Origin of the sequence: Shewanella loihica PV-4, from assembly GCF_000016065.1 — a bacterium.
Lineage (GTDB): Bacteria > Pseudomonadota > Gammaproteobacteria > Enterobacterales > Shewanellaceae > Shewanella > Shewanella loihica.
On the sequence record NC_009092.1, the window covers coordinates 1 to 19,641 of the forward strand.

Genomic DNA, 19,641 nt, shown 5'->3' on the forward strand with positions numbered 1-19,641 from the left:
TATATAAATAAAGATGATCTTACTGGGGATAAATCTATTTAAAGGATAGCGATCCTAGTGATCTCGCTATAGAATACACCTCTTTTGTATGATCTTTTGGGGATAAGTACGTGGCGGTTTCACTTTGGCAGCAATGTATCGGACGACTACAGGACGAGCTTTCCGCTCAGCAATTCAGCATGTGGATCAGACCGTTACAAGCCGAAATGGATGGGGAAACTCTAGTGCTATATGCACCGAATCGATTCGTACTCGATTGGGTGAGAGATAAGTACCTCAATACCATCAATCAGTTCTTCACCGAACAGATGGGTAGCGACGCCCCCAAGCTGCGTTTCGACATCGGTAGTCGCCCTGCGAGCAAACCGGCAGCGCCGGCTGCCTCGACCAAGAGCCCTGTTGCACCTGCGGCAAAATCCCCAAGCAAGCCGTCATTTAATAGCAACGAACCCGCGGCCACGGCGAATCATAGAAGCAATATGAATCCCACCTACCAGTTCGACAACTTCGTCGAGGGTAAGTCTAACCAGCTGGGTAAGGCAGCCGCCTTGCAGGTGTCTGAAAATCCAGGTGGCGCCTATAACCCCTTGTTCCTCTACGGTGGTACGGGCTTGGGTAAGACTCACCTGCTGCACGCCGTGGGTAATGGCATCATCAAGAACAATCCGAATGCCAAGGTGGTTTACATGCATTCCGAGCGCTTCGTACAGGATATGGTGAAGGCGCTGCAGAACAACGCGATCGAAGAGTTCAAACGTTACTACCGTAGCGTCGATGCGTTGTTTATCGATGATATTCAATTCTTTGCTAACAAAGACAGATCTCAGGAAGAGTTCTTCCATACCTTTAATGCCCTGCTAGAGGGCAATCATCAGGTGATCCTGACTTCAGATCGCTACCCCAAGGAGATCGACGGGGTGGAAGATCGCCTCAAGTCGCGCTTCGGTTGGGGTCTGACGGTGGCCATTGAGCCGCCCGAGCTAGAGACCCGTGTGGCGATCCTGATGCGTAAGGCCCAGGAGAGTGGTATCAACCTGCCCGATGAGGTGGCCTTCTTTATTGCCAAGCGTCTGAGATCTAACGTTCGTGAGCTGGAAGGCGCGCTTAATAGGGTGATCGCCAACGCCAACTTTACCGGACGTCCGATCACTATCGATTTTGTGCGTGAAGCCCTAAGAGATCTCTTGGCTCTGCAGGAAAAATTGGTCACTATAGACAACATTCAGAAAACCGTAGCTGAATACTATAAGATCAAGATGGCCGACATGCTGTCGAAGCGCCGCTCACGCAGCGTTGCCAGACCGAGACAGATGGCGATGGCATTGTCGAAAGAGTTAACTAACCAGAGTTTGCCCGAGATTGGCGATGCCTTTGGTGGCCGTGATCATACGACAGTGCTACACGCCTGTCGCAAAATTGCCCAGCTACGTGAAGAAAGTCATGACATTAAAGAAGATTATGCTAACTTAATCCGTACGCTATCTTCATAAACTCTGGGAAATTGAAACTGATGAAATTTTCAATTGATAGGGATGCCCTATTAAAGCCGCTTCAACTCGTGAGTGGGGCGGTGGAGAGACGACATAACTTACCTATTCTGGCAAACCTTTTAGTTGAAGTAAGTGGTCACTCACTTAAGTTGACCGGTACCGATTTAGAGGTCGAATTAGTCGGCCAGGCAGAGCTGCAGGGTGAGGTTCAAGAGGGCCGCACCACAGTACCGGCAAAGAAATTTCTCGATATCGTTAAGTCCCTTCCCGATCAAGTCGAACTCAAAATAGAGCAGCAGGATAACCGTCTGTTGCTGCGCTCGGGCCGCAGCCGCTTTACCCTGGCGACCCTGCCGGCCGAAGAGTATCCCAATGTGGATGCCTTCCAGGCCGATATCGAATTTACCCTCAAGCAGGGCACCCTGAAGTCGCTGATCGATGCGACTCAGTTCTCCATGGCTAACCAGGATGTGCGTTACTACCTGAATGGTCTGTTGCTGGAAACCGAAGGCAATGTGCTGCGTGCCATCGCCACAGACGGTCATCGTCTGGCCTTGAGTCACCGCATGGTGCAAGACTCTCTGCCGGAGAAGCAGGTGATCGTGCCGCGCAAAGGCGTATTAGAGCTGCAGCGTCTGTTCGAAGGTGAAGATCTGGATGTGACCCTGTCTATCGGTGAAAACGCCATTCGTGCCACGACTCAGAGCGCCGTGTTTACCAGTAAGCTGGTGGATGGTCGCTTCCCTGACTATCGTCGTGTGTTGCCTAAGGGCGGTGACAAGATCGTTATCGCCAGCCGTAACCATCTCAAGCAGGCGCTGCTGCGTGCCTCTATTCTCTCGAACGAGAAGTTCCGCGGTGTGCGCGTGCAGCTGGAGCAGAACCTGATTAAGATCACCGCCAACAACCCCGAGCAGGAAGAGGCGGAAGAGATCCTCGATATCGAATATGACAACGCACCGCTAGAGATCGGCTTCAACGTCAGCTATCTCCTGGACGTGCTCAACAACCTACCATCGGATGACGTGCGCATCACGCTGATCGATGGTAACTCCAGCGCCCTGATCGAAAATCACGTCGAAGAAGATTCTATGTACGTCGTGATGCCGATGCGTCTCTAGTCTTAAGTTATGCACGCCCGCAAGGGCGTGCATCTTCTTAGATGGCCCTTGAGCCATTGCCATGAGTATTAGATGAGTTTATCTCGCCTTCATATCGATTCCTTTCGTAATATCGCCAGTGCCCAGTTGCAGCTCGGTGACGGCCTGAATCTAATCTATGGCCAGAACGGCAGCGGCAAGACCAGTATTCTCGAAGCCATCTTCTTTCTGGGGATGGGGCGCTCCTTTCGCAGTCACCTGTCTCAGCGAGTAATTCAGAACGATCAGGACAAGCTGACCCTGTTTGCCCAGCTCGAGCAGGGTGAGCAGGAGACCAAGATAGGGCTTAGGCGTTATCGCTCGGGTGAAACCGAGGTCAAAATGAACGGCGAAAAGGTGAAACGTCTGTCCACCTTAGCCGAAACTTTGCCCATTCAGGTGATCACGCCGGAGAGTTTTTCATTGCTTTTTGAGGGGCCAAAATCCCGTCGTCAGTTTATCGACTGGGGCGCCTTTCATACCGACAAGAGTTTCTATACTGCCTGGGCAAATGTAAGGCGAATTTTAAAGCATAGAAATCAGATGCTTAAAAGCGAAACCCCTTATCAACAGATTCAATTTTGGGATAAGGAATTGGTGCGCTATGCCGAAATCGTGACTGAGATACGAAAGCGATATGTAGGCTCGTTAAATGAACGACTTAAGGGTATAATCGAAGAGTTTTTACCTCAGGTTGATGTTAAGGTTTCCTTTACCCGAGGCTGGGATAGTAAAACTGATTATCAGACCCTGTTGCAGGCACAATATCCCAGAGATTTAGCGGCGGGACACACGGCCAGTGGTCCTCATAAGGCCGACCTGAGATTAAGGGTCGGGACTTTGCCGGTACAAGATGCCCTGTCCCGAGGGCAATTGAAGTTGCTTGTATGCGCACTGCGTATTGCACAGGGAAAGTTGCTCAAACAACAAATAGATAAAAACAGTATTTATCTGGTGGACGATCTGCCATCGGAATTGGATGCTAGGCACAGGCAACTCTTGCTGCAGCAGCTAAGCGATACGGGCGCACAAGTCTTTGTCACCGCCATCGAGCCTGCGGCAATAATGGATTCGTTAAACACGCCACCCGTTAAGGTGTTCCATGTGGAACAAGGGCGTGTAACGGTAATTGAATAACCGACGAGAGAACAATATGTCAGAGAATAGTTACGATTCTTCGAGTATTAAGGTACTAAAGGGCCTTGATGCGGTACGGAAGAGACCTGGGATGTATATTGGTGACACCGACGACGGTACGGGTCTGCATCACATGGTGTTCGAAGTGGTCGATAACTCTATCGATGAGGCGTTAGCGGGTTACTGTAATGACGTGATCATTACTATCCATGCCGACGGTTCGGTATCGGTAAAGGATGACGGACGTGGTATTCCTGTTGCTATCCACCCAGAAGAGGGGGTATCGGCGGCTCAGGTTATTATGACGGTACTGCACGCCGGCGGTAAGTTCGACGATAACTCTTATAAAGTATCTGGTGGTCTGCACGGCGTGGGTGTTTCTGTGGTTAACGCCCTGTCTGAGAAGCTTAAGCTGACCATTCGCCGTGACGGCAAACTGTATGAACAGTTCTACACCATGGGTGAGCCCGATGCGCCTATCGCCGAGATAGGCGATGCCACCAACACAGGTACTGAGATCCGTTTCTGGCCAAGCGCCGAGACTTTCTCGGACACTCTTTTCCATTTCGATATTCTGGCTAAGCGTGTTCGCGAGCTGTCATTCCTTAACTCGGGCGTAGGTATTCGCCTAATCGACGAGCGCGACAACAAGGATGAGTTTTTCAAGTATGAAGGCGGTATTAGTGCATTCGTCGATTACCTCAACCTTAACAAGACCCCGGTCAACAAAGAGATCTTCCACTTCGTGCAGGAGCGTGAAGACGGTATCACAGTAGAAGTGGCGATGCAGTGGAACGATGGTTTCCAGGAAAACATCTTCTGTTTCACCAACAACATTCCTCAGCGCGATGGTGGTACTCACCTTGCTGGTTTCCGTGCTGCCTTAACCCGTAACCTCAACAGTTACATGGACAAGGAAGGCTTTAACAAGAAAGGCAAGACCTCTGCTACCGGCGATGATGCCCGTGAAGGCCTGACCGCCGTGATCTCGGTTAAGGTGCCGGATCCTAAGTTCAGCTCTCAGACCAAAGACAAGCTGGTATCGAGCGAAGTGAAGTCGGCCGTTGAGCAGACCATGGGCGAGAAGTTGGGTGACTACCTGCTGGAGAATCCTAACGAAGCCAAGCTTATCGTTGGTAAGATCATCGATGCGGCCCGTGCCCGTGAAGCGGCGCGTAAGGCCCGTGAGATGACCCGTCGTAAAGGCGCATTAGATTTAGGTGGTCTGCCAGGTAAGTTGGCGGATTGCCAGGAGAAAGACCCAGCGCTTTCTGAAATTTACATAGTGGAGGGTGACTCTGCGGGTGGTAGTGCCAAGCAGGGTCGTAACCGTAAGAACCAGGCTATTCTGCCGCTTAAGGGTAAGATCCTTAACGTTGAGAAGGCCCGTTTCGACAAGATGCTCTCTTCACAGGAAGTAGCGACCCTGATCACCGCCCTGGGCTGTGGTATCGGCCGCGACGAGTATGATCCCGATAAGACCCGTTATCACAACATTGTCATCATGACAGATGCTGACGTCGACGGCTCGCACATTCGTACCTTGCTGTTGACCTTCTTCTTCCGTCAAATGCCAGAGCTTATCGAGCGTGGCTATGTATTTATCGCCCAGCCGCCACTGTACAAGGTGAAGAAGGGTAAGCAGGAGCAGTACCTGAAAGATGATCCGGCGCTGACCGAATACCTGACTAACCTGGCCCTGGACGGTGGTGAGATCCATCCGTCTCAAGACGCACCGGCCATGTCTGGCGCGCCGCTAGAGAAATTGGTGTACCAGTACCGTGAAGTGGAAGCGATTTTCGATCGTCTCGAGCAGCGTTTCCCTATCATGTTGACCGAGCGCATGCTGTATCAGCCTGGCTTGAGCAACGATATCCTGGCCGACGAAGCCAAGGTGAAACAGTGGTGCGACAACTATGTGGCAGCCCTGACCGAAGCAGAATCGGGTGGCTTCATCTTCAGCGCCGAGGCTTTCCTCGACCCAGAGCGTCAGGTCTATCTGCCTAAGGTGACGGTACGTAAGCATGGTATCGATACCCACTACCTGTTCTCTTACGACTTCCTGCAGTCGAGCGACTACCAGCGTATGACGGCCTTGGCCGAAGCGCTTGAAGGCCTGATCGAAGAGGGCGGTTATGTGAAGCGTGGCGAGCGCATGAAGGAAATTTCTTCATTCGTAGACGCCCTGGATTGGCTGATGAACGACTCTAAGCGTGGCCTCTACATCCAGCGCTACAAAGGATTGGGTGAGATGAACCCTGAGCAGCTATGGGAAACCACCATGGATCCTGAGTCGCGTCGCATGCTGAAGGTGACCATCGAAGATGCCATCGCCGCCGACCAACTGTTTACCTGTCTGATGGGTGATCAGGTTGAGCCGCGTCGTGACTTCATCGAGTCTAATGCCCTCAACGTGGCCAACCTCGACGTATAACGGCTAGCGAGTTTTAAAAGCCCCGGTCTTCCGGGGCTTTTTTGTATCTGTGCCAAGGCTTTACATCTTAAGGCTCGCCCGTTAGGTTAATCTACTGGGTTTCGCGAAAAGGATGTCGACGATGAAAAAGGCTTATCTTGCCGCGCTGTCTATCTTGTTACTTGCCTTAGGCTTCGGTCTGTTCCTTAGTCATACAGATACAGGGGCCGTGGTGGAGCAAGGTGCGATGCAGGAGCTGGTAAAACATCTGCAAGCACAGGATGAAGCCGACATTAAGGCAGCTATCGTAGACAATCAGCCTCCATTAGAACAGGACTCAAAGATCAGCCTGTCAAACGGTCAGCCTGATGCTGATTTAGCATCGGCAGACCAGCAGAATAGTTCGACAAGGTCCGCTCCTTTATCCTCTTACCGAGTAACGCCCTCTCAGGCTGAATATGCCAGCTTAATGGATCTGTACCTAGCAGCCGAGGGCCCTTTCATGCGAGAGGGGACCGCCTACTTCTACGTTGCCAATCTGCAAGAGCCCTATTTCTTGGCATCTCCCCCTGAGCTTAACGATTTAATGGCTAACGATACCGACCAATACATAGAGCTTAAGGTCGAGGAGTTTAACCAGATTGATGAGGCCTACGGCGACAATTGGGGTGGTGACTTTACCGAGTTAGTTGTGAATTATCACTATTGCAAGCAGAGTCGCTGTCTGCTGCGAGCGAGTCATGAGTCGGTAACCTTTCTTCGCGATTATGTCGCCCGCTATGAGCAGAGTCATCCGGAGTTAGAGGTCGATAGTATGACAACAGCTGCTGGCGATCTGCTGCTGATTTATCGCCGACGCTAATTTGTCTTAGACCTTGTCTATATCGGACCTTTGTTAATGATCTAGGCTGGCGCGAATTGCCCTGGCGAACTCAAGTGCCTTCGGGGTGTCACCATGCAGGCAGAGGCTGGTGGCATGGCAGCTTACCGATTCACCCGTCACCGCCGTCACTTTCTGCTCTTCGACTATGGAGCTAACTTGTTCAAGTACCTTCTGGGCATCTTCGATAAGCGCGCCAGGCTGTGAGCGAGGGGCAAGCCGACCATCGGCGAGGTAGCCGCGATCGGCGAAGGCCTCTTCGATCACCTCAAGGCCGGCGCGTCTCGCCTGCATGACCAAGGGGCTACCCGCCAATATCATCAGCTTAAGCGTTGGATTGATCGTCTCTATGACCCGAATGAGAATACGGCCTAGGGCGGGATCCTGAGCCGCATCATTGTACAGGGCACCGTGAGGCTTCACGTGGTGGAGATCGACGCCTAGCTCGTCGCATACGGCCTTTAAGGCATTAATCTGTTGTAATAGCGAGTTAAAAAGCGGTTCCGCCTCTATGGCTATAGATAGGCGGCCGAAATTAGCTCTGTCGGGATAGCTGGGGTGAGCCCCGACCTTTACATGGTGCGCTTTTGCGAGTTTGACCGTCGCCAGCATGCTCTGGCGATCGCCGGCGTGACCGCCGCAGGCGATATTGGCCGAGGTGACCAGTGTCAGCAGCGCCTCGTCCTGTGGGCCTCCCTCGCCGAGGTCGGCGTTGAGGTCGATTCTTAGCGGCTTAACTCCCATCCATTGCCCTCGCTAAGCGATAGAAATAGTGTTGCCATTCAAGGTTAGCATCTTCCACCTGATTGGGGCTGACATGCTGAAAGCGGATCGCTTGCCCTGCTCTGGCCTGGGCCAGTTTCCAGCGGTCGGCCTCGATCACCATGGCCATTCTCGGGTAGCCGCCGCTGGTTTGGGCATCGGCCTGTAGCACTATAGGTTGGCCACCCGGCGGCACCTGAACCACGCCCGGTAGCACGGCGTGGGAGCGCAGACTCAGATGTTTACCAGAGTCCAGAGACTCGCCTGTCAACCGGGCGCCCATGCGATCATTCTGGGGCGAAACGGTCCAGTGGCCATGCCAGAAGGCCTTGCGATCCTGATCGCTGAACTGGCTCATCTCTGGCCCGGGGAGGGCGCGCAGTATGCCGTCGTTGGCCCTGTGCACCGCACCGACCGGGCGACTGAAGTTTGCTTCAGTATGGGGATTCAGGCTAAGAGTATCGCCCGAGGCGAGTTGTCGCCCCTGATGGCCACCGAACCGTCCTGCCAGGAAGGTGCCGTGACCTCCGAGAACCTCGGGGACCTCGATACCGCCGAGGATTGCCAGGTAGCCCCACACGCCTTGTCTCGGTCCCTTCAGCGTCAGGCGTTCCCCCGGATTCACCCGGCCGCGCCAGCTGTGCCACAGGGGACGATCATCTATCTTGGCCTCGAAGCTGGCGCCGCACAGGGCGACCCAGCTCGGGGTCTTGAAGGTGAACTCATAGCTGCCACTGGCGAGCTCGATGGCGGGGGCGTTATCCTCATTGCCCAGCAGGCGGTTGGCCAGGATCAGCGAGAAGCTATCCATGGCGCCACCGCTTGGTATGCCTAGGTGCCCCTGTCCCTGCCTGCCAAGGTCTTGAATGCTGGCTAGGCCGTTTACCCTATCGAGCCGCATCATAGCGCTATCTCCACAGGGATGAACCGTACCCTGTCGCCTGGCTTGAGCAGGCATAGGGTATCGCTGGTGGGATCGAATAGTGCTAGCTGGGTTTGCCCTATGATCTGCCAGCCACTCGGGCTCGTCAGTGGGTAGATACCCGTCTGCTCGCCGCCTATGCCAACGCTGCCTGCGGGAATGGTTAATCTCGGGGTCGCCAGCCTGGGCGTGTGTAAGTGCTTGGGCAGGCCTTCGAGGTAGGCAAACCCTGGTTGAAAGCCGATGAAGAACACCTGATAGCAGGCCTGGCTGTGAAGCTTGACCACTTCTTCTGGGCTGAGGTGATGGAACTGAGCCACAGAGAGCAGATCCGGCCCCGCGTCACCGCCATAACTCACCGGGATCTCTATGGTGCGACTCTCACGTGTCTCGGCGGGTGCGCTCTGCCACAGTTCAGCCAGTCTCGCCTGCATGGCCTTTAACTGCCTGGTCTCTCTGACAACTATGGTCAGGTTGTTCATGCCGGGGATAGCCTCTTCGACTATGGGGAACTGGCGTAGCTGCTCGGCGATCCAGCACAGCTTAGACTGCACGGCCCAAGAGAGTGTGGCCTCGGGCGAGGGATCGAGTACCAGGGCGCGCTCGCCCAGGGGATAGATATTGATCTGCAAAGAGGGGATAAACCTATGACTGTCTCTCATCATTTGAGTCTAACGAGCTTGAGACGCAATAGCCATCAATAGCATGTCCGGACATAAAAAACGCACCCCTGAGGATGCGTTTTTTGTTTTTAAGCAGTAACTTATTGCAGCAGCGAGATATCGGCGGCGTGCAGGAACTGGGCTCTGAGCTTAGACAGCAGCGCCAGACGGTTCTGCTTGAGGGCCTCGTCGTCGGCCATCACCATCACATCTTCGAAGAAGGTGTCGACGCTTTCACGCAGGCTGGCCAGCAAGGCCAGTGCCTGTTGGTAGTCTGCGTTGGCAAACAGCGGCTCCAGTTGTGGCTGCAGCTCGTTTAGCTTGCTGGCCAGTGCCTGTTCGGCGCTCTCTTGTAGCAGGTTGCTGTCGATATCGCTGGCGATATCGCCTTCGACCTTGGCCAGAATGTTCGACACACGCTTGTTGGCTGCGGCCAGTGCTGCGGCCTGCTCCAGGCTTCTGAAGTGGGTAACTGCCTTGATGCGGCTGTCAAAATCGGCTGGCGAGGTTGGACGACGTGCCAGTACCGCCAGGATCACATCGACGCTGATGCCTTGATCTTGATACCAGGCGCGGAAACGGCCCATCAGGAATTCCAGTACTTGCTCTGCGGTGTCGGCGTTGCTCAGGTTAGCACCATGAAGCTCCTGTGCCTTGGCAACCAGATCGACCAGGTCGAGTGGCAAGTTGTTTTCGACACAGATACGCAGGATACCGATAGCCGCGCGGCGCAGGGCGAAAGGATCCGCCGCACCTTTTGGTGCCTGACCTATGCCGAAGATACCCACTAAGGTATCGAGTTTCTCCGCCAGTGCGACCGAGATAGAGATAGGCTGAGTCGGTACGCTGTCGCCTGAGAACTTAGGCTTGTACTGCTCTTCGAGGGCAAGGGCAACCGCCTCGGTTTCACCGTCCAGGCGCGCATAGTGCATGCCCATGGTGCCCTGTAGATCGGTAAATTCCATCACCATGTTGGTCATGAGATCTGACTTAGAGAGTAGACCGGCGCGGCCTGCCTGCTCGCTGTCGGCGCCAATGCCTTGGGCAATGAAGGCAGCGAGGGCAGAGATGCGCTCGACTCTGTCTTTGATGGTACCAAGCTGCTGCTGAAATACCACGGTTTCCAGGCTGGCGAGACGAGATTCCAGACTATGCTTCTTGTCGGTCTCGAAGAAGAATTCGGCGTCGGCAAGACGTGGACGAACCACCTTCTCGTTACCCGCGATGATCTGCGCCGGATCCTTTGATTCGATATTCGATACGAAGATGAAATGCGGCAGCAGAGTGCCCGCCTTGTCGAATACCGGGAAGTATTTCTGATCGCCTTTCATGGTGTAAACCAGGGCTTCGGCCGGTACGTCGAGGAATTTTTCTTCGAAGTTGGCGGTGAGCACTACCGGCCACTCGACCAGAGAGGTCACCTCTTCCAGTAGATCTTCATCGATCTCGGCGATGCCGCCCATGGCGTCGGCTGCCGCCTGAGCATCGGCCTTGATGATGGCCATACGCGCCTGATAGTCGGCCATCACCTTGCCCTGGGTTTCCAGCGCGGTGAGGTAGTTATCGGCATGATCCAGTTCCAGAGTGTCGACACCCATGAAGCGATGGCCGCGGATGGTGCGCGCCGATTCAATGCCCAGCAGCTCGCCAGGGATCAGCTCGTCGCCCATCAGCATGGTGACTGTGTGTACCGGACGGATAAATTGGGTCTTGTTGCTGCCCCAACGCATAGGCTTAGGGATAGGCAGCTTGTCCAGGGCGCGTTGGGCCATCTCGGCTACCAGCGACTTGGTTTCTACACCGACGACCTTGGCCTTGTGTAGTAACCATTCGCCCTTGTCTGTGGTAAGACGCTCGGCCTGTTCTACCGTGATGCCGTTACCACGGGCCCAGCCCATGGCGGCCTTGGTTGGGTTACCATCGGCATCGAAGGCCTGGGCGATTGCCGGACCGCGCTTCTCGACAACCTTGTCTGCCTGGGCGGTCACCAGGGCATTAACCTTTAGGGCCAGACGGCGCGGCGCCGCATACCAGGTTGCCGACTCATAGCTAAGTTCGGCCTTCTGCAGCTCTTCTTCGAAGTTAGCCAGAAAAGATTCGGCTAAGGTGCGCAGGGATTTTGGCGGTAACTCTTCTGTGCCTACTTCAATGAGTAAGTTTTCAAATTTCATCTTAATATACCTCTACTTACACATTGGGAAGCCGAGTGCTTCACGGGCTTGGTAATAGGACTCAGCCACTGACTTGGCCATGGTGCGCACACGCAGAATATAGCGCTGACGCTCGGTGACCGAAATAGCATGACGGGCATCGAGTAGGTTGAAGGCGTGAGAGGCTTTCATCACCTGCTCATAGGCAGGCAAGGGCAGTGGCGTCTCGAGTGCTAGCAGCTCGTTACAGGCTTTCTCGCAGTCGTCAAACTGCTTGAACAGTACTTCTACGTTGGCGTGTTCGAAGTTATAGGTCGATTGCTCAACCTCGTTTTGATGGAACACATCGCCGTACATGATCTTGCCCATAGGGCCGTCGGTCCACACCAGATCATAGACGCTGTCAACTTCCTGGATATACATGGCCAGACGCTCTAGACCATAGGTGATCTCACCTGTCACAGGGCTACACTCCAGGCCACCAACCTGCTGGAAGTAGGTAAACTGAGACACTTCCATGCCGTTTAGCCAGACTTCCCAGCCCAGTCCCCAGGCACCCAGAGTCGGAGATTCCCAGTTGTCTTCCACGAAGCGTACGTCATGAATATTCATGTCGACACCCAAGGCTTCAAGAGAACCCAGGTAGAGTTCCTGGATATTGCTTGGCGACGGCTTAAGTACTACCTGGAACTGGTAGTAGTGTTGCAGACGGTTAGGGTTTTCACCGTAACGACCATCGGTAGGACGACGACATGGCTGAACATAGGCGCTGCTCATCGGCTCAGGGCCAAGAGAACGCAAGAAGGTCATAGGGTGGAAAGTGCCCGCGCCTACTTCCATGTCCAGCGGTTGAACGATAGCGCAACCTTGCTGCGCCCAGTATTCCTGCAGGGTTAAGATGAAACCCTGGAATGTTTTTACGTCATGTTTCGTCGTCATGTCTACTACTGTCAGCTTGTGATAGAAAATGGTTTCGATTATACCTTGTTGAAAAAGGCTTATGTAGGTTATTTTTTACCTTAACGGCGGAAAAATAGGAAAAAACACCATGGATGTAAAGCGTTGTGGCTGGGTCGGCGAGGATCCGCTATATAAGGCGTATCATGACGAGGTTTGGGGACGTCCCGTGTATGACAGTCGGGAGCTGTTTGCCAAGCTCTGTCTCGACGGGCAACAGGCGGGTCTATCCTGGATTACCATACTCAAGAAGCAGCAAAATTATGAGTCGGCCTTTGCCGATTTTGACCCCTATGTCATAGCCAAGTTCGATGAGGCAAAGGTAGAGGAATTACTACAAAATCCCGGCATCATTCGTAACAGGCTCAAGGTCAATTCCATCATCAAGAATGCCAAGGGTTACATCGCCTTCGTGGAGCAGGGCAACGACTTCTCCGAGTTTCTCTGGAGTTTTGTCGGCGGTCAGCCCAAGCTGAATCATTTTCAACGGCTGGATCAGCTGCCGGCACAGACACCCGAGTCGGAAGCCATGTCAAAGGCATTGAAAAAGCTTGGTTTTAATTTTGTCGGCCCGACTATCTGCTATGCCTTCATGCAGGCGGTAGGTATGGTCAACGACCACACCGCCGACTGTTTCTGTTACCAAGATAAGTCTAACTAAGATGCTTAGTAACCTTTAAAGCGCATGGTGGAAGGGTCATCTGTCTGTAGGTAGATGGCCTGAAACTGTGTCTCACCTGTGTCGAGTTGAGTCTGCTTGATAAATGCGTAGTTTTTATCAAATTCACTCAATTTATCAATACTTTGTTGGCTGATAGTGTCCGTTGTAAGGCTTAGGACGCAGATTCTGTCTCCGCAGGCATATTTTTCACTGTATATGGTCTCTGGCAAATGGGTGAGTCTGTCTGCCAGAGCCGTCTGGCGCTGTTGGCTGGTGGCATCATGGTTGTCGAGGGACTCGATGAGATCGACATAGGCTTCCAGGTCTTCATCAAATAGCTTTTTAATCTGCTCACCATCAACGACCCCCTGCGCGTCAATGATTTGAGCCACCAGCAGCTTGGCCGAGGTCTGCTTGTCTTCCTCTACCTCTACCTCATTCCATTCGGGTGTATCTGTATCGACCTTATTACCGTTGTCTGTGTCACTCACAAGGCTTTCTGTTTCTACCTTGCTGTCTGTTTGAGTCTGGGCCGGAGACTGACGTTGAGCACTCCTGTCCTGGTCAGCTTGAGCGATGGGAATCTTTGGCTCATCTCTTGGCTGAGCATGGTCTGCCTCTAGCATCAAATAGGCGATGGCCGAGGCGGATAATAATATGAGTAGGGGAAGTTTTAGGGATTTCATTTCCAGCGTCCTTTTGGTTGTGCTCTTCCTGATTGAGCTTTGGTCGATTAGCTTAGGCTAATTTGTTGGCGAGTGTAAATGCAAGATATAAAAAAAGGATGTTCCACGTGAAACATCCTTTTTGCTTTTTAAGTCATTTTTGATCTGTTTTTAAATTTTTCTGAAATTAAAATTTGTGGCTTATCTCTGCCAGATTTTAAAATTGAAAATGTTTAAATTTCGAAGAAAAACGGCTTACGTTTAGTCTTGTCACCATTGAGTTGATTCATCGACTCGGCATCGAACAACTTACCGTTGACCATGGTGTAACTCACCTTATCTGTGACACGGATATTCTCAAGTGGATTTCCGTCGATAACGATCAGGTCGGCAAGCTTACCAGTCTTGATCGAACCGAGTTGATGATCCATGCCAAAGGTTTCCGCCGGGTTGATGGTTGCCGTCTTCAGCACCTCCATGTTGCTCATGCCACCCTGGGCAAACATCCACATCTCCCAATGAGCGGCTAAGCCTTCGCGTTGACCGTGGGCACCAATGTTGGGTTTCACACCCAGCTCGTTGAGTTCGTTGGCGACTCTGGCAACGTTGAAGTGGTTATAGTGAGCATCGGGAGCGGTAGGGCGACGCATAGAGCGGGCCTCTAGCAGATCGCTTGGCACATACTTAGACAGGCGAGGGTGAGCCCAGACATCCGTCTTATCGTACCAATAGTTCTCGCCCGAGATACCACCGTAGGCGACGACCAGTGTCGGCGTGTAGTGAACCTCTGTCTGACTCCAGAATTGCTTGATGTCGCTGTAGATGGCTGCGGCGGGCAGCGAATGCTCTACCGTGGTGTGGCCATCGGCGATCATGGTCAGGTTATGCTGCAGCAGGCTGCCACCTTCCGGGACTACCATCATCTCAAGTTCTCTCGCCGCGGCAATCACCTGTTGACGCTGATTGCGCCTTGGCTGGTTATAGCTCTTCACACTGAAGGCGCCAACCTTCTTCAGGCGCTCCAGATGGAACTTGGCGTCGTCTACCGAGTCGATGTGAGAGGTATAGCCCGGCATGTTGGCACCATAGAGAATCGTCCCGGTAGAGAAGATTCTCGGCCCGACAATGTTACCGGCCTTCTGCTGCTCAGAGGCGGCGAAGATCTCTGTAGTGTCGTTTGAAGGGTCGTGAATACTGGTTACCCCAAGCGCCAGATTAGCGTAGAGCTCCCAGTTCTGCTGTGGAATGATCTCATTCTCGCCCTGAGCGCCGTGGGCGTGGGCATCGAACAGGCCTGGCATTATGCTCTTACCCTTGATGTCGATAACCTGTGCACCCTTAGGCACCTGAGTGTTGGCGTCGCCGACGGCGACGATTTTGTTATTCTCGACGATTACCACACCGTTTTCGATCACCTTGTCCTCTTCCATGGTGATCACTCGGCCACCGACGAAGGCTATGGTTCCACGTGGAACATCAGCTCGCTTATCGAAACCAATCTGAGTGATCTTAGGTTCGATGGCTGCAGCCTTCTCATCACTCTGATAGTCGGCGTCGACATCCATCTGGTACAACTCTGGGCCTAGGGTCCAGTAGAGCTGGTCGCTGTCGCCGTTCCAGCTGATGCTTTCACCGGCGCGCACGCTGAGCTGAGTCACTGGGAGATTATCGGCCTTAGGACCTATCTCTATGGTCTCGCCATGCTTGGCAAATGGGGTAACCCACACCTTGAAGCGCTCGGCAAAGGCGAGTTGCTTGCCGTCTGGAGAGACCCTGAATTCGGTGGCATGCTTGCTGGTGTAGTGCACCCGTTTCTGGAAGCCATGCAGGTTGATCGAGGCGAGCTGAGGTGTCTCGCCATGATCCATGAAATAAACACGGTCACTCTCGGCACCAAACTGGGGTTGAAAGCCATCGGGTGTTATCTTGCGGCTCTCTTTGCCCTTGATGTCGACAACATAGAGGCCGGGCTCCTGTGACCAGGTGCGTGGTGTGATATAACCGCCCTTGATCTTACGATAAACTACGAGTTCACCATCGGGTGAGAAGGTGGGCTCTACATATTTGCCCGGCTCCTGGGTCAATGTCTTGCTACGACCGCCTCTGGCGTTGATGACACGAACACTACCCTGTTGGTCGTCGTCCCAGGTGGTGAAGACAATCTTCTTACCGTCGCGAGACCACTGAGGATAGAGTTCTCTGACTTGGTCGTCCAAGTCCGTTAGGCGGCTTACCTTACCCTCAGGTAGACGCTTAACCCAGAGTTTACCAAGGGCTTCATATACCACCTTGTCGCCGTCCGGTGATACCTGCGCCATGCGCAGCATCTTCACGTCGAAGCTATCTTGATCGAGATTCTGCTTGAAGCGCACCGAAGGCTGAACTGCCAGTTCGGTTTTCACCTTGAAGGGGATCTCTTTTGCCGACTTACTCTCGATGTCCAGACGATTGATCTTACCGCCTGCCCAAAAGACCAGTTCTTCATTATTTGCCGTCCAGCTCATGGTTGGGTAGACGCCGTGGATGGCCCAGGTTTCCTGCATGTCACGGTCGAGCTTGTCATAAAGCTTGGTCTTCTTGCCAGACTTGAGATCCAATAGGTAGAGGGTAGATTGGAAACCATCACGCTTGATGTAGGCGAGCTTAGTGCCATCCGGGCTAGGGGTTGGGCGAATCGCGCCGCCAGTGCCTTCGACCAATACCTCTATGTCACCTGTCTGGGTGTCGTAGCGTTTGATCTTATAGATGCCTTTCACCGAGTCTTTGGAGTAATGGAAGGTCTTACCCGGTGTGGCATCTTGGCTGAAGTAGACGTAGCGGCCATCTGGTGAGTAGGCGGGTTCGCCCAGGTCTTTCTGCTCATTGGGGCGCTCTGTTAGCTTAACGCCTGTACCGCCGGCAACGTGATATAGCCAGACTTCGCCAGCTCCCAGGCTGCGGCTGCCGGTAAAGTGTTTGCGGCCTATGAGATATTGAGAATCTGGGCTCCATGCCGGGCTATTGAGCAGGCGGAAGGTTTCCTTGGTGACAGGGCGGGGATCTGTGCCGTCGGCGTTCATCACCCAAATATTGTCGCCGCCATCTTCATCTGAGGTGAAGGCGATGTATTTGCCATCCGGGCTATAGACGGGTTGCATCTGCCAGGCGATACCTTGAGCCAGGGGCTTAGCTTCGCCGCCTTCGATGGGCATCTGATAGATATCACCCAGGAGGTCGAATACTATCTGCTTGCCATCTGGGCTGACACTGACGTTCATCCAGGTGCCTTCGGTGACATCTATCTTAACCTGTTCCAGTGGGGCTTTGGCGGGTGCATTAACCTGCCAGGCCGGAGGCGCATCTTTGTCTGCCGCCCAGGTCGGCAGGGCAAGTGTGAGGGCAATTGCCGTGCATAGGGGCGTTAATTTTTGTTTTAGCATAGGAGTTCCCAGTTTCATTATTATCCTTGGTTGGGCGCCTTCGAGTGGCTACAGAGAGGTAGTTGTATACAATCAGTACTAGTTATCGCACAAATTCGATAACAGTAAAACCTAAATTCTGTGACATTTGGTGAATGGTGAGGATAGCCTGGATGGCTTAAATTGGGCTTAAGTTAGATAGGCTGAAAGCCTTGATGAATATATCAAGGGATGGCTAAGTCGGTATTACCTAGCTGCTAAAGTTGTGTAACCGGAAGTGAAATCGGGTTAAAAGTATAAAGGCAGCCTAGGTGGCTGCCTGTGGAGGAGATAAAGCTGGGCTAATCGGCTAACTGTACGCTATCGCCGATGCTGATCTCGGCATCGTTGAGTACGCGACAGGTGACGCCGCCGCGCCAGTCTGGTCGCAGGGCCGCCTCGAGTCCAGCATAGGCCATCTCCATTTTCTTACAGGGATCGGTTTCGCCTGTGATCTCCAGTTGTAAGGCGCCTACGTGAATCACCTTGCCGAGATCTTTTTCGCTGAAGCTAATGCCATCTATGAGTAAGTTGGCTCTGCGGGTGGTCCAGGGAAGTTCGGTATCGAGTGCCTCGCAGGCGGCGAGCCATTGCTGCGCCGACAGTAGGGTGACCTGACGTTTACCTGGCTTTCCAAATACATCTTGTGCAACCCCTGTGCTGGTGGTGACGAGTGCCGCCGAGGTTTCCAGCATGGGTCCACCTTTGACTACCTTGTAGCTAATGCCTTGTAAACTTGCCATTTATATCAATCCTTTTGAATGCCGAATCTCAGTGTAAACCGTGACTCGAACCGCTGGCAAGGGGAATCGGCTGGGGGCCGAGTGCGCATAGGCGCTGGGGAAGGTGCGGGTCGATTAAGGCAGAAGAGCGTGAGCGACTGCCTTAATCGGGGAACTCAAGTTGGGTTAGAGACCCTTCTTGATCAGATATTGATAAGGCGTCGACTCGGTCTGGCTGGCGATCAGGGTGTGATCCATAAACTCGCAGAAGCTGGGAATGTCACGTGTGGTCGCCGGGTCGTCGGCGATGATCAGCAGGGTCTCTCCCTCGTTCATCTTGCGCACCGATTTTCTCACCATCATCACAGGCTCGGGACAACGTAGTCCCAGGGCGTCGAGTTGGTGTTGTGCTTGTGCGAAAGGGTCGCTCATATCGTAAACCTTAATTGAAGTGAGACCGGATAAAATCGAGGGGGCTAATATTACGCTAGCCGGGCGTTTAAGCCAAGTCGTGCTCCCTGGGTTTGTGATCCTATAAAGGATGTTTCACGTGAAACACCCTGGATTATACCAGAGAGACGAAACGCGCCTGAGTAACATCTTGCAGAGCCGTTGGGGTGAGTTCGATATCCAGGCCGCGGCGTCCACCACTGACATAGATCTGCGCCAGCTGCTGGGCGCTCTCGTCGATAAAGGTGGCAAGTCGTTTCTTCTGCCCAATAGGGCTAACGCCACCTAACACATATCCTGTGCTGCGCTGTACCTTTTCCGGCGCGGCCATGGCAGCCTTCTTGGCTTTCGCCGCCTTCGCCAGTTGTTTCAGGTTGAGCTTCTTGTCTACCGGGATGATGGCGACCACCAGGGTACCGTTATCGAGCTCGGCGACCAGGGTCTTAAAGACCCATTCAAGTGGAAGCTGAAGTTTCTCTGCCGCCTCCAGTCCATAGGCGCCGGCATTGGCGTCGTGTTGATATTCATGGAGACGATAGGGGATCTTGGCCTTATCGAGCATCTTAGTTGCGGGTGTCATGATTCTCTCTTTCTAAGGATTTACGCATCACGCTGACCAATAGGTCTGAGTAGGGAAGTGTAGCGACAAGCTGCCAGCCTAGGCTGTGATAGAGGGCGAGGTTTTTGGCTTCGGTTTGCAGATAGAGGTCGTCTGCATCGAAGGCTAAGGCATATTGTTCGGCAACGGCGATTAACGCTTTAGCTATGCCGAGACCTCGATAAGAGGGGCTTACATAGATGCCGCCGAGCCAGACGCTATCGGCAGGATATTGAGGGTTTTCCTGATACCTGAGCTGGATAGCGCCGACGGGAACATTGTTATGCAGGGCTAGCCAGAGTTGGGGAATGCCCGCCAATTGCAGATATTGGCTCAGGGTGTGGGTCAACTCTGCCTGGCTGCGATTCGGCCCCAGGTGACCCCATTCCTCATGATACCAGGTAGCCACTTGGCCTATGGCCTCAGGCTTGTCTATCAACCGAATAATGTCCATATGCCTCCATCTTAAATCAAGCGCCTGATGTTGATATTACAGCAGTGGTGGCGAAGTTAAAGCCAGAAACTATCTTATGCCAATCGTAGTAAATAGCTGTTCATTCTAGCTTGTTAAAATGCGCGATAACGGCGTTAGTATT

General features: G+C 53.2%; 17 protein-coding genes. 6 read left to right on the forward strand and 11 right to left on the reverse strand.

Annotated elements, in window-relative coordinates:
* Positions 1-110: 110 nt before the first annotated feature.
* The 5 genes from dnaA to SHEW_RS00035 all read left to right on the forward strand — a co-directional run bounded on the left by dnaA (position 111) and on the right by SHEW_RS00035 (position 7,041).
* Positions 111-1,490, forward strand: a complete 1,380-nt coding sequence (dnaA, locus tag SHEW_RS00015; RefSeq protein WP_011863811.1) for a chromosomal replication initiator protein DnaA — start codon at positions 111-113, stop codon at positions 1,488-1,490.
* A gap of 20 nt (positions 1,491-1,510) precedes the next feature.
* Entirely contained in the window at positions 1,511-2,611 is a 1,101-nt protein-coding gene (gene dnaN / locus SHEW_RS00020) for a DNA polymerase III subunit beta (protein WP_011863812.1), read from the forward strand.
* A gap of 72 nt (positions 2,612-2,683) precedes the next feature.
* The gene (recF, locus tag SHEW_RS00025; RefSeq protein ID WP_011863813.1) at positions 2,684-3,766 is read left to right on the forward strand and encodes a DNA replication/repair protein RecF; all 1,083 of its coding nucleotides are present in this window, start codon (positions 2,684-2,686) and stop codon (positions 3,764-3,766) included.
* 16 nt (positions 3,767-3,782) lie between these two features.
* Positions 3,783-6,200, forward strand: a complete 2,418-nt coding sequence (gene gyrB, locus SHEW_RS00030) for a DNA topoisomerase (ATP-hydrolyzing) subunit B (protein ID WP_011863814.1) — start codon at positions 3,783-3,785, stop codon at positions 6,198-6,200.
* A 121-nt stretch (positions 6,201-6,321) separates the two neighbouring features.
* Entirely contained in the window at positions 6,322-7,041 is a 720-nt protein-coding gene (locus SHEW_RS00035) for a hypothetical protein (RefSeq protein ID WP_011863815.1), read from the forward strand.
* A 33-nt stretch (positions 7,042-7,074) separates the two neighbouring features.
* Here SHEW_RS00035 and pxpA read toward each other — a convergent pair whose 3' ends face one another.
* From pxpA to glyQ, 5 genes are all read right to left on the reverse strand, one after another.
* Positions 7,075-7,803 (reverse strand): 5-oxoprolinase subunit PxpA, encoded by a 729-nt coding sequence (gene pxpA, locus SHEW_RS00040; protein WP_011863816.1) that lies wholly within the window; start codon positions 7,801-7,803, stop codon positions 7,075-7,077.
* The gene (locus tag SHEW_RS00045) at positions 7,793-8,725 is read right to left on the reverse strand and encodes a 5-oxoprolinase subunit C family protein (protein ID WP_011863817.1); all 933 of its coding nucleotides are present in this window, start codon (positions 8,723-8,725) and stop codon (positions 7,793-7,795) included. The genes pxpA and SHEW_RS00045 overlap by 11 nt, the downstream gene beginning before the upstream one ends.
* Positions 8,722-9,408 carry a 5-oxoprolinase subunit PxpB gene (gene pxpB, locus SHEW_RS00050; RefSeq protein WP_011863818.1) on the reverse strand — a complete coding sequence of 229 codons (687 nt, stop codon included), beginning with the start codon at positions 9,406-9,408 and terminating at the stop codon, positions 8,722-8,724. Before pxpB ends, SHEW_RS00045 begins: the two co-directional genes overlap by 4 nt.
* A gap of 98 nt (positions 9,409-9,506) precedes the next feature.
* Positions 9,507-11,576: a glycine--tRNA ligase subunit beta gene (gene glyS / locus SHEW_RS00055; RefSeq protein ID WP_011863819.1), complete on the reverse strand. Its 2,070-nt coding sequence runs from the start codon at positions 11,574-11,576 to the stop codon at positions 9,507-9,509.
* 12 nt (positions 11,577-11,588) lie between these two features.
* A complete protein-coding gene (gene glyQ / locus SHEW_RS00060; protein WP_011863820.1) occupies positions 11,589-12,494 on the reverse strand; it encodes a glycine--tRNA ligase subunit alpha in 906 nt (301 codons plus the stop codon).
* A gap of 109 nt (positions 12,495-12,603) precedes the next feature.
* Here glyQ and SHEW_RS00065 point away from each other — a divergent pair, with 109 nt between their 5' ends.
* Entirely contained in the window at positions 12,604-13,173 is a 570-nt protein-coding gene (locus SHEW_RS00065) for a DNA-3-methyladenine glycosylase I (RefSeq protein ID WP_011863821.1), read from the forward strand.
* Between the two features lie 5 nt (positions 13,174-13,178).
* Here SHEW_RS00065 and SHEW_RS20045 read toward each other — a convergent pair whose 3' ends face one another.
* The 6 genes from SHEW_RS20045 to SHEW_RS00095 form a co-directional block, all read right to left on the reverse strand.
* Positions 13,179-13,859 (reverse strand): hypothetical protein, encoded by a 681-nt coding sequence (locus SHEW_RS20045; RefSeq protein ID WP_011863822.1) that lies wholly within the window; start codon positions 13,857-13,859, stop codon positions 13,179-13,181.
* Between the two features lie 212 nt (positions 13,860-14,071).
* A complete protein-coding gene (locus SHEW_RS00075; protein ID WP_041406227.1) occupies positions 14,072-17,257 on the reverse strand; it encodes an amidohydrolase family protein in 3,186 nt (1,061 codons plus the stop codon).
* 320 nt (positions 17,258-17,577) lie between these two features.
* Positions 17,578-18,018 (reverse strand): MOSC domain-containing protein, encoded by a 441-nt coding sequence (locus tag SHEW_RS00080; protein ID WP_011863824.1) that lies wholly within the window; start codon positions 18,016-18,018, stop codon positions 17,578-17,580.
* 165 nt (positions 18,019-18,183) lie between these two features.
* On the reverse strand, positions 18,184-18,429 hold the full coding sequence (gene tusA, locus SHEW_RS00085; protein WP_011863825.1) for a sulfurtransferase TusA: 246 nt from the start codon (positions 18,427-18,429) through the stop codon (positions 18,184-18,186).
* A gap of 133 nt (positions 18,430-18,562) precedes the next feature.
* On the reverse strand, positions 18,563-19,027 hold the full coding sequence (ybaK, locus tag SHEW_RS00090; RefSeq protein WP_011863826.1) for a Cys-tRNA(Pro) deacylase: 465 nt from the start codon (positions 19,025-19,027) through the stop codon (positions 18,563-18,565).
* Positions 19,011-19,499: a GNAT family N-acetyltransferase gene (locus SHEW_RS00095; RefSeq protein ID WP_011863827.1), complete on the reverse strand. Its 489-nt coding sequence runs from the start codon at positions 19,497-19,499 to the stop codon at positions 19,011-19,013. The genes ybaK and SHEW_RS00095 overlap by 17 nt, the downstream gene beginning before the upstream one ends.
* Between the last annotated feature and the right edge of the window lie 142 nt (positions 19,500-19,641).

What these genes read in the sequence shown, in the direction of transcription:
- gyrB (WP_011863814.1), top strand. Translation starts at nt 3,783, where the DNA reads ATGTCAGAGAATAGTTACGATTCTTCGAGTATTAAGGTACTAAAGGGC.
- pxpA (WP_011863816.1), bottom strand. Translation starts at nt 7,803, where the DNA reads ATGGGAGTTAAGCCGCTAAGAATCGACCTCAACGCCGACCTCGGCGAG.
- SHEW_RS00080 (WP_011863824.1), bottom strand. Translation starts at nt 18,018, where the DNA reads ATGGCAAGTTTACAAGGCATTAGCTACAAGGTAGTCAAAGGTGGACCC.
- SHEW_RS00065 (WP_011863821.1), top strand. Translation starts at nt 12,604, where the DNA reads ATGGATGTAAAGCGTTGTGGCTGGGTCGGCGAGGATCCGCTATATAAG.
- glyQ (WP_011863820.1), bottom strand. Translation starts at nt 12,494, where the DNA reads ATGACGACGAAACATGACGTAAAAACATTCCAGGGTTTCATCTTAACC.
- SHEW_RS00045 (WP_011863817.1), bottom strand. Translation starts at nt 8,725, where the DNA reads ATGATGCGGCTCGATAGGGTAAACGGCCTAGCCAGCATTCAAGACCTT.
- ybaK (WP_011863826.1), bottom strand. Translation starts at nt 19,027, where the DNA reads ATGACACCCGCAACTAAGATGCTCGATAAGGCCAAGATCCCCTATCGT.
- glyS (WP_011863819.1), bottom strand. Translation starts at nt 11,576, where the DNA reads ATGAAATTTGAAAACTTACTCATTGAAGTAGGCACAGAAGAGTTACCG.
- SHEW_RS00095 (WP_011863827.1), bottom strand. Translation starts at nt 19,499, where the DNA reads ATGGACATTATTCGGTTGATAGACAAGCCTGAGGCCATAGGCCAAGTG.
- tusA (WP_011863825.1), bottom strand. Translation starts at nt 18,429, where the DNA reads ATGAGCGACCCTTTCGCACAAGCACAACACCAACTCGACGCCCTGGGA.
- SHEW_RS00075 (WP_041406227.1), bottom strand. Translation starts at nt 17,257, where the DNA reads ATGCTAAAACAAAAATTAACGCCCCTATGCACGGCAATTGCCCTCACA.
- pxpB (WP_011863818.1), bottom strand. Translation starts at nt 9,408, where the DNA reads ATGATGAGAGACAGTCATAGGTTTATCCCCTCTTTGCAGATCAATATC.
- recF (WP_011863813.1), top strand. Translation starts at nt 2,684, where the DNA reads ATGAGTTTATCTCGCCTTCATATCGATTCCTTTCGTAATATCGCCAGT.
- SHEW_RS00035 (WP_011863815.1), top strand. Translation starts at nt 6,322, where the DNA reads ATGAAAAAGGCTTATCTTGCCGCGCTGTCTATCTTGTTACTTGCCTTA.
- SHEW_RS20045 (WP_011863822.1), bottom strand. Translation starts at nt 13,859, where the DNA reads ATGAAATCCCTAAAACTTCCCCTACTCATATTATTATCCGCCTCGGCC.
- dnaN (WP_011863812.1), top strand. Translation starts at nt 1,511, where the DNA reads ATGAAATTTTCAATTGATAGGGATGCCCTATTAAAGCCGCTTCAACTC.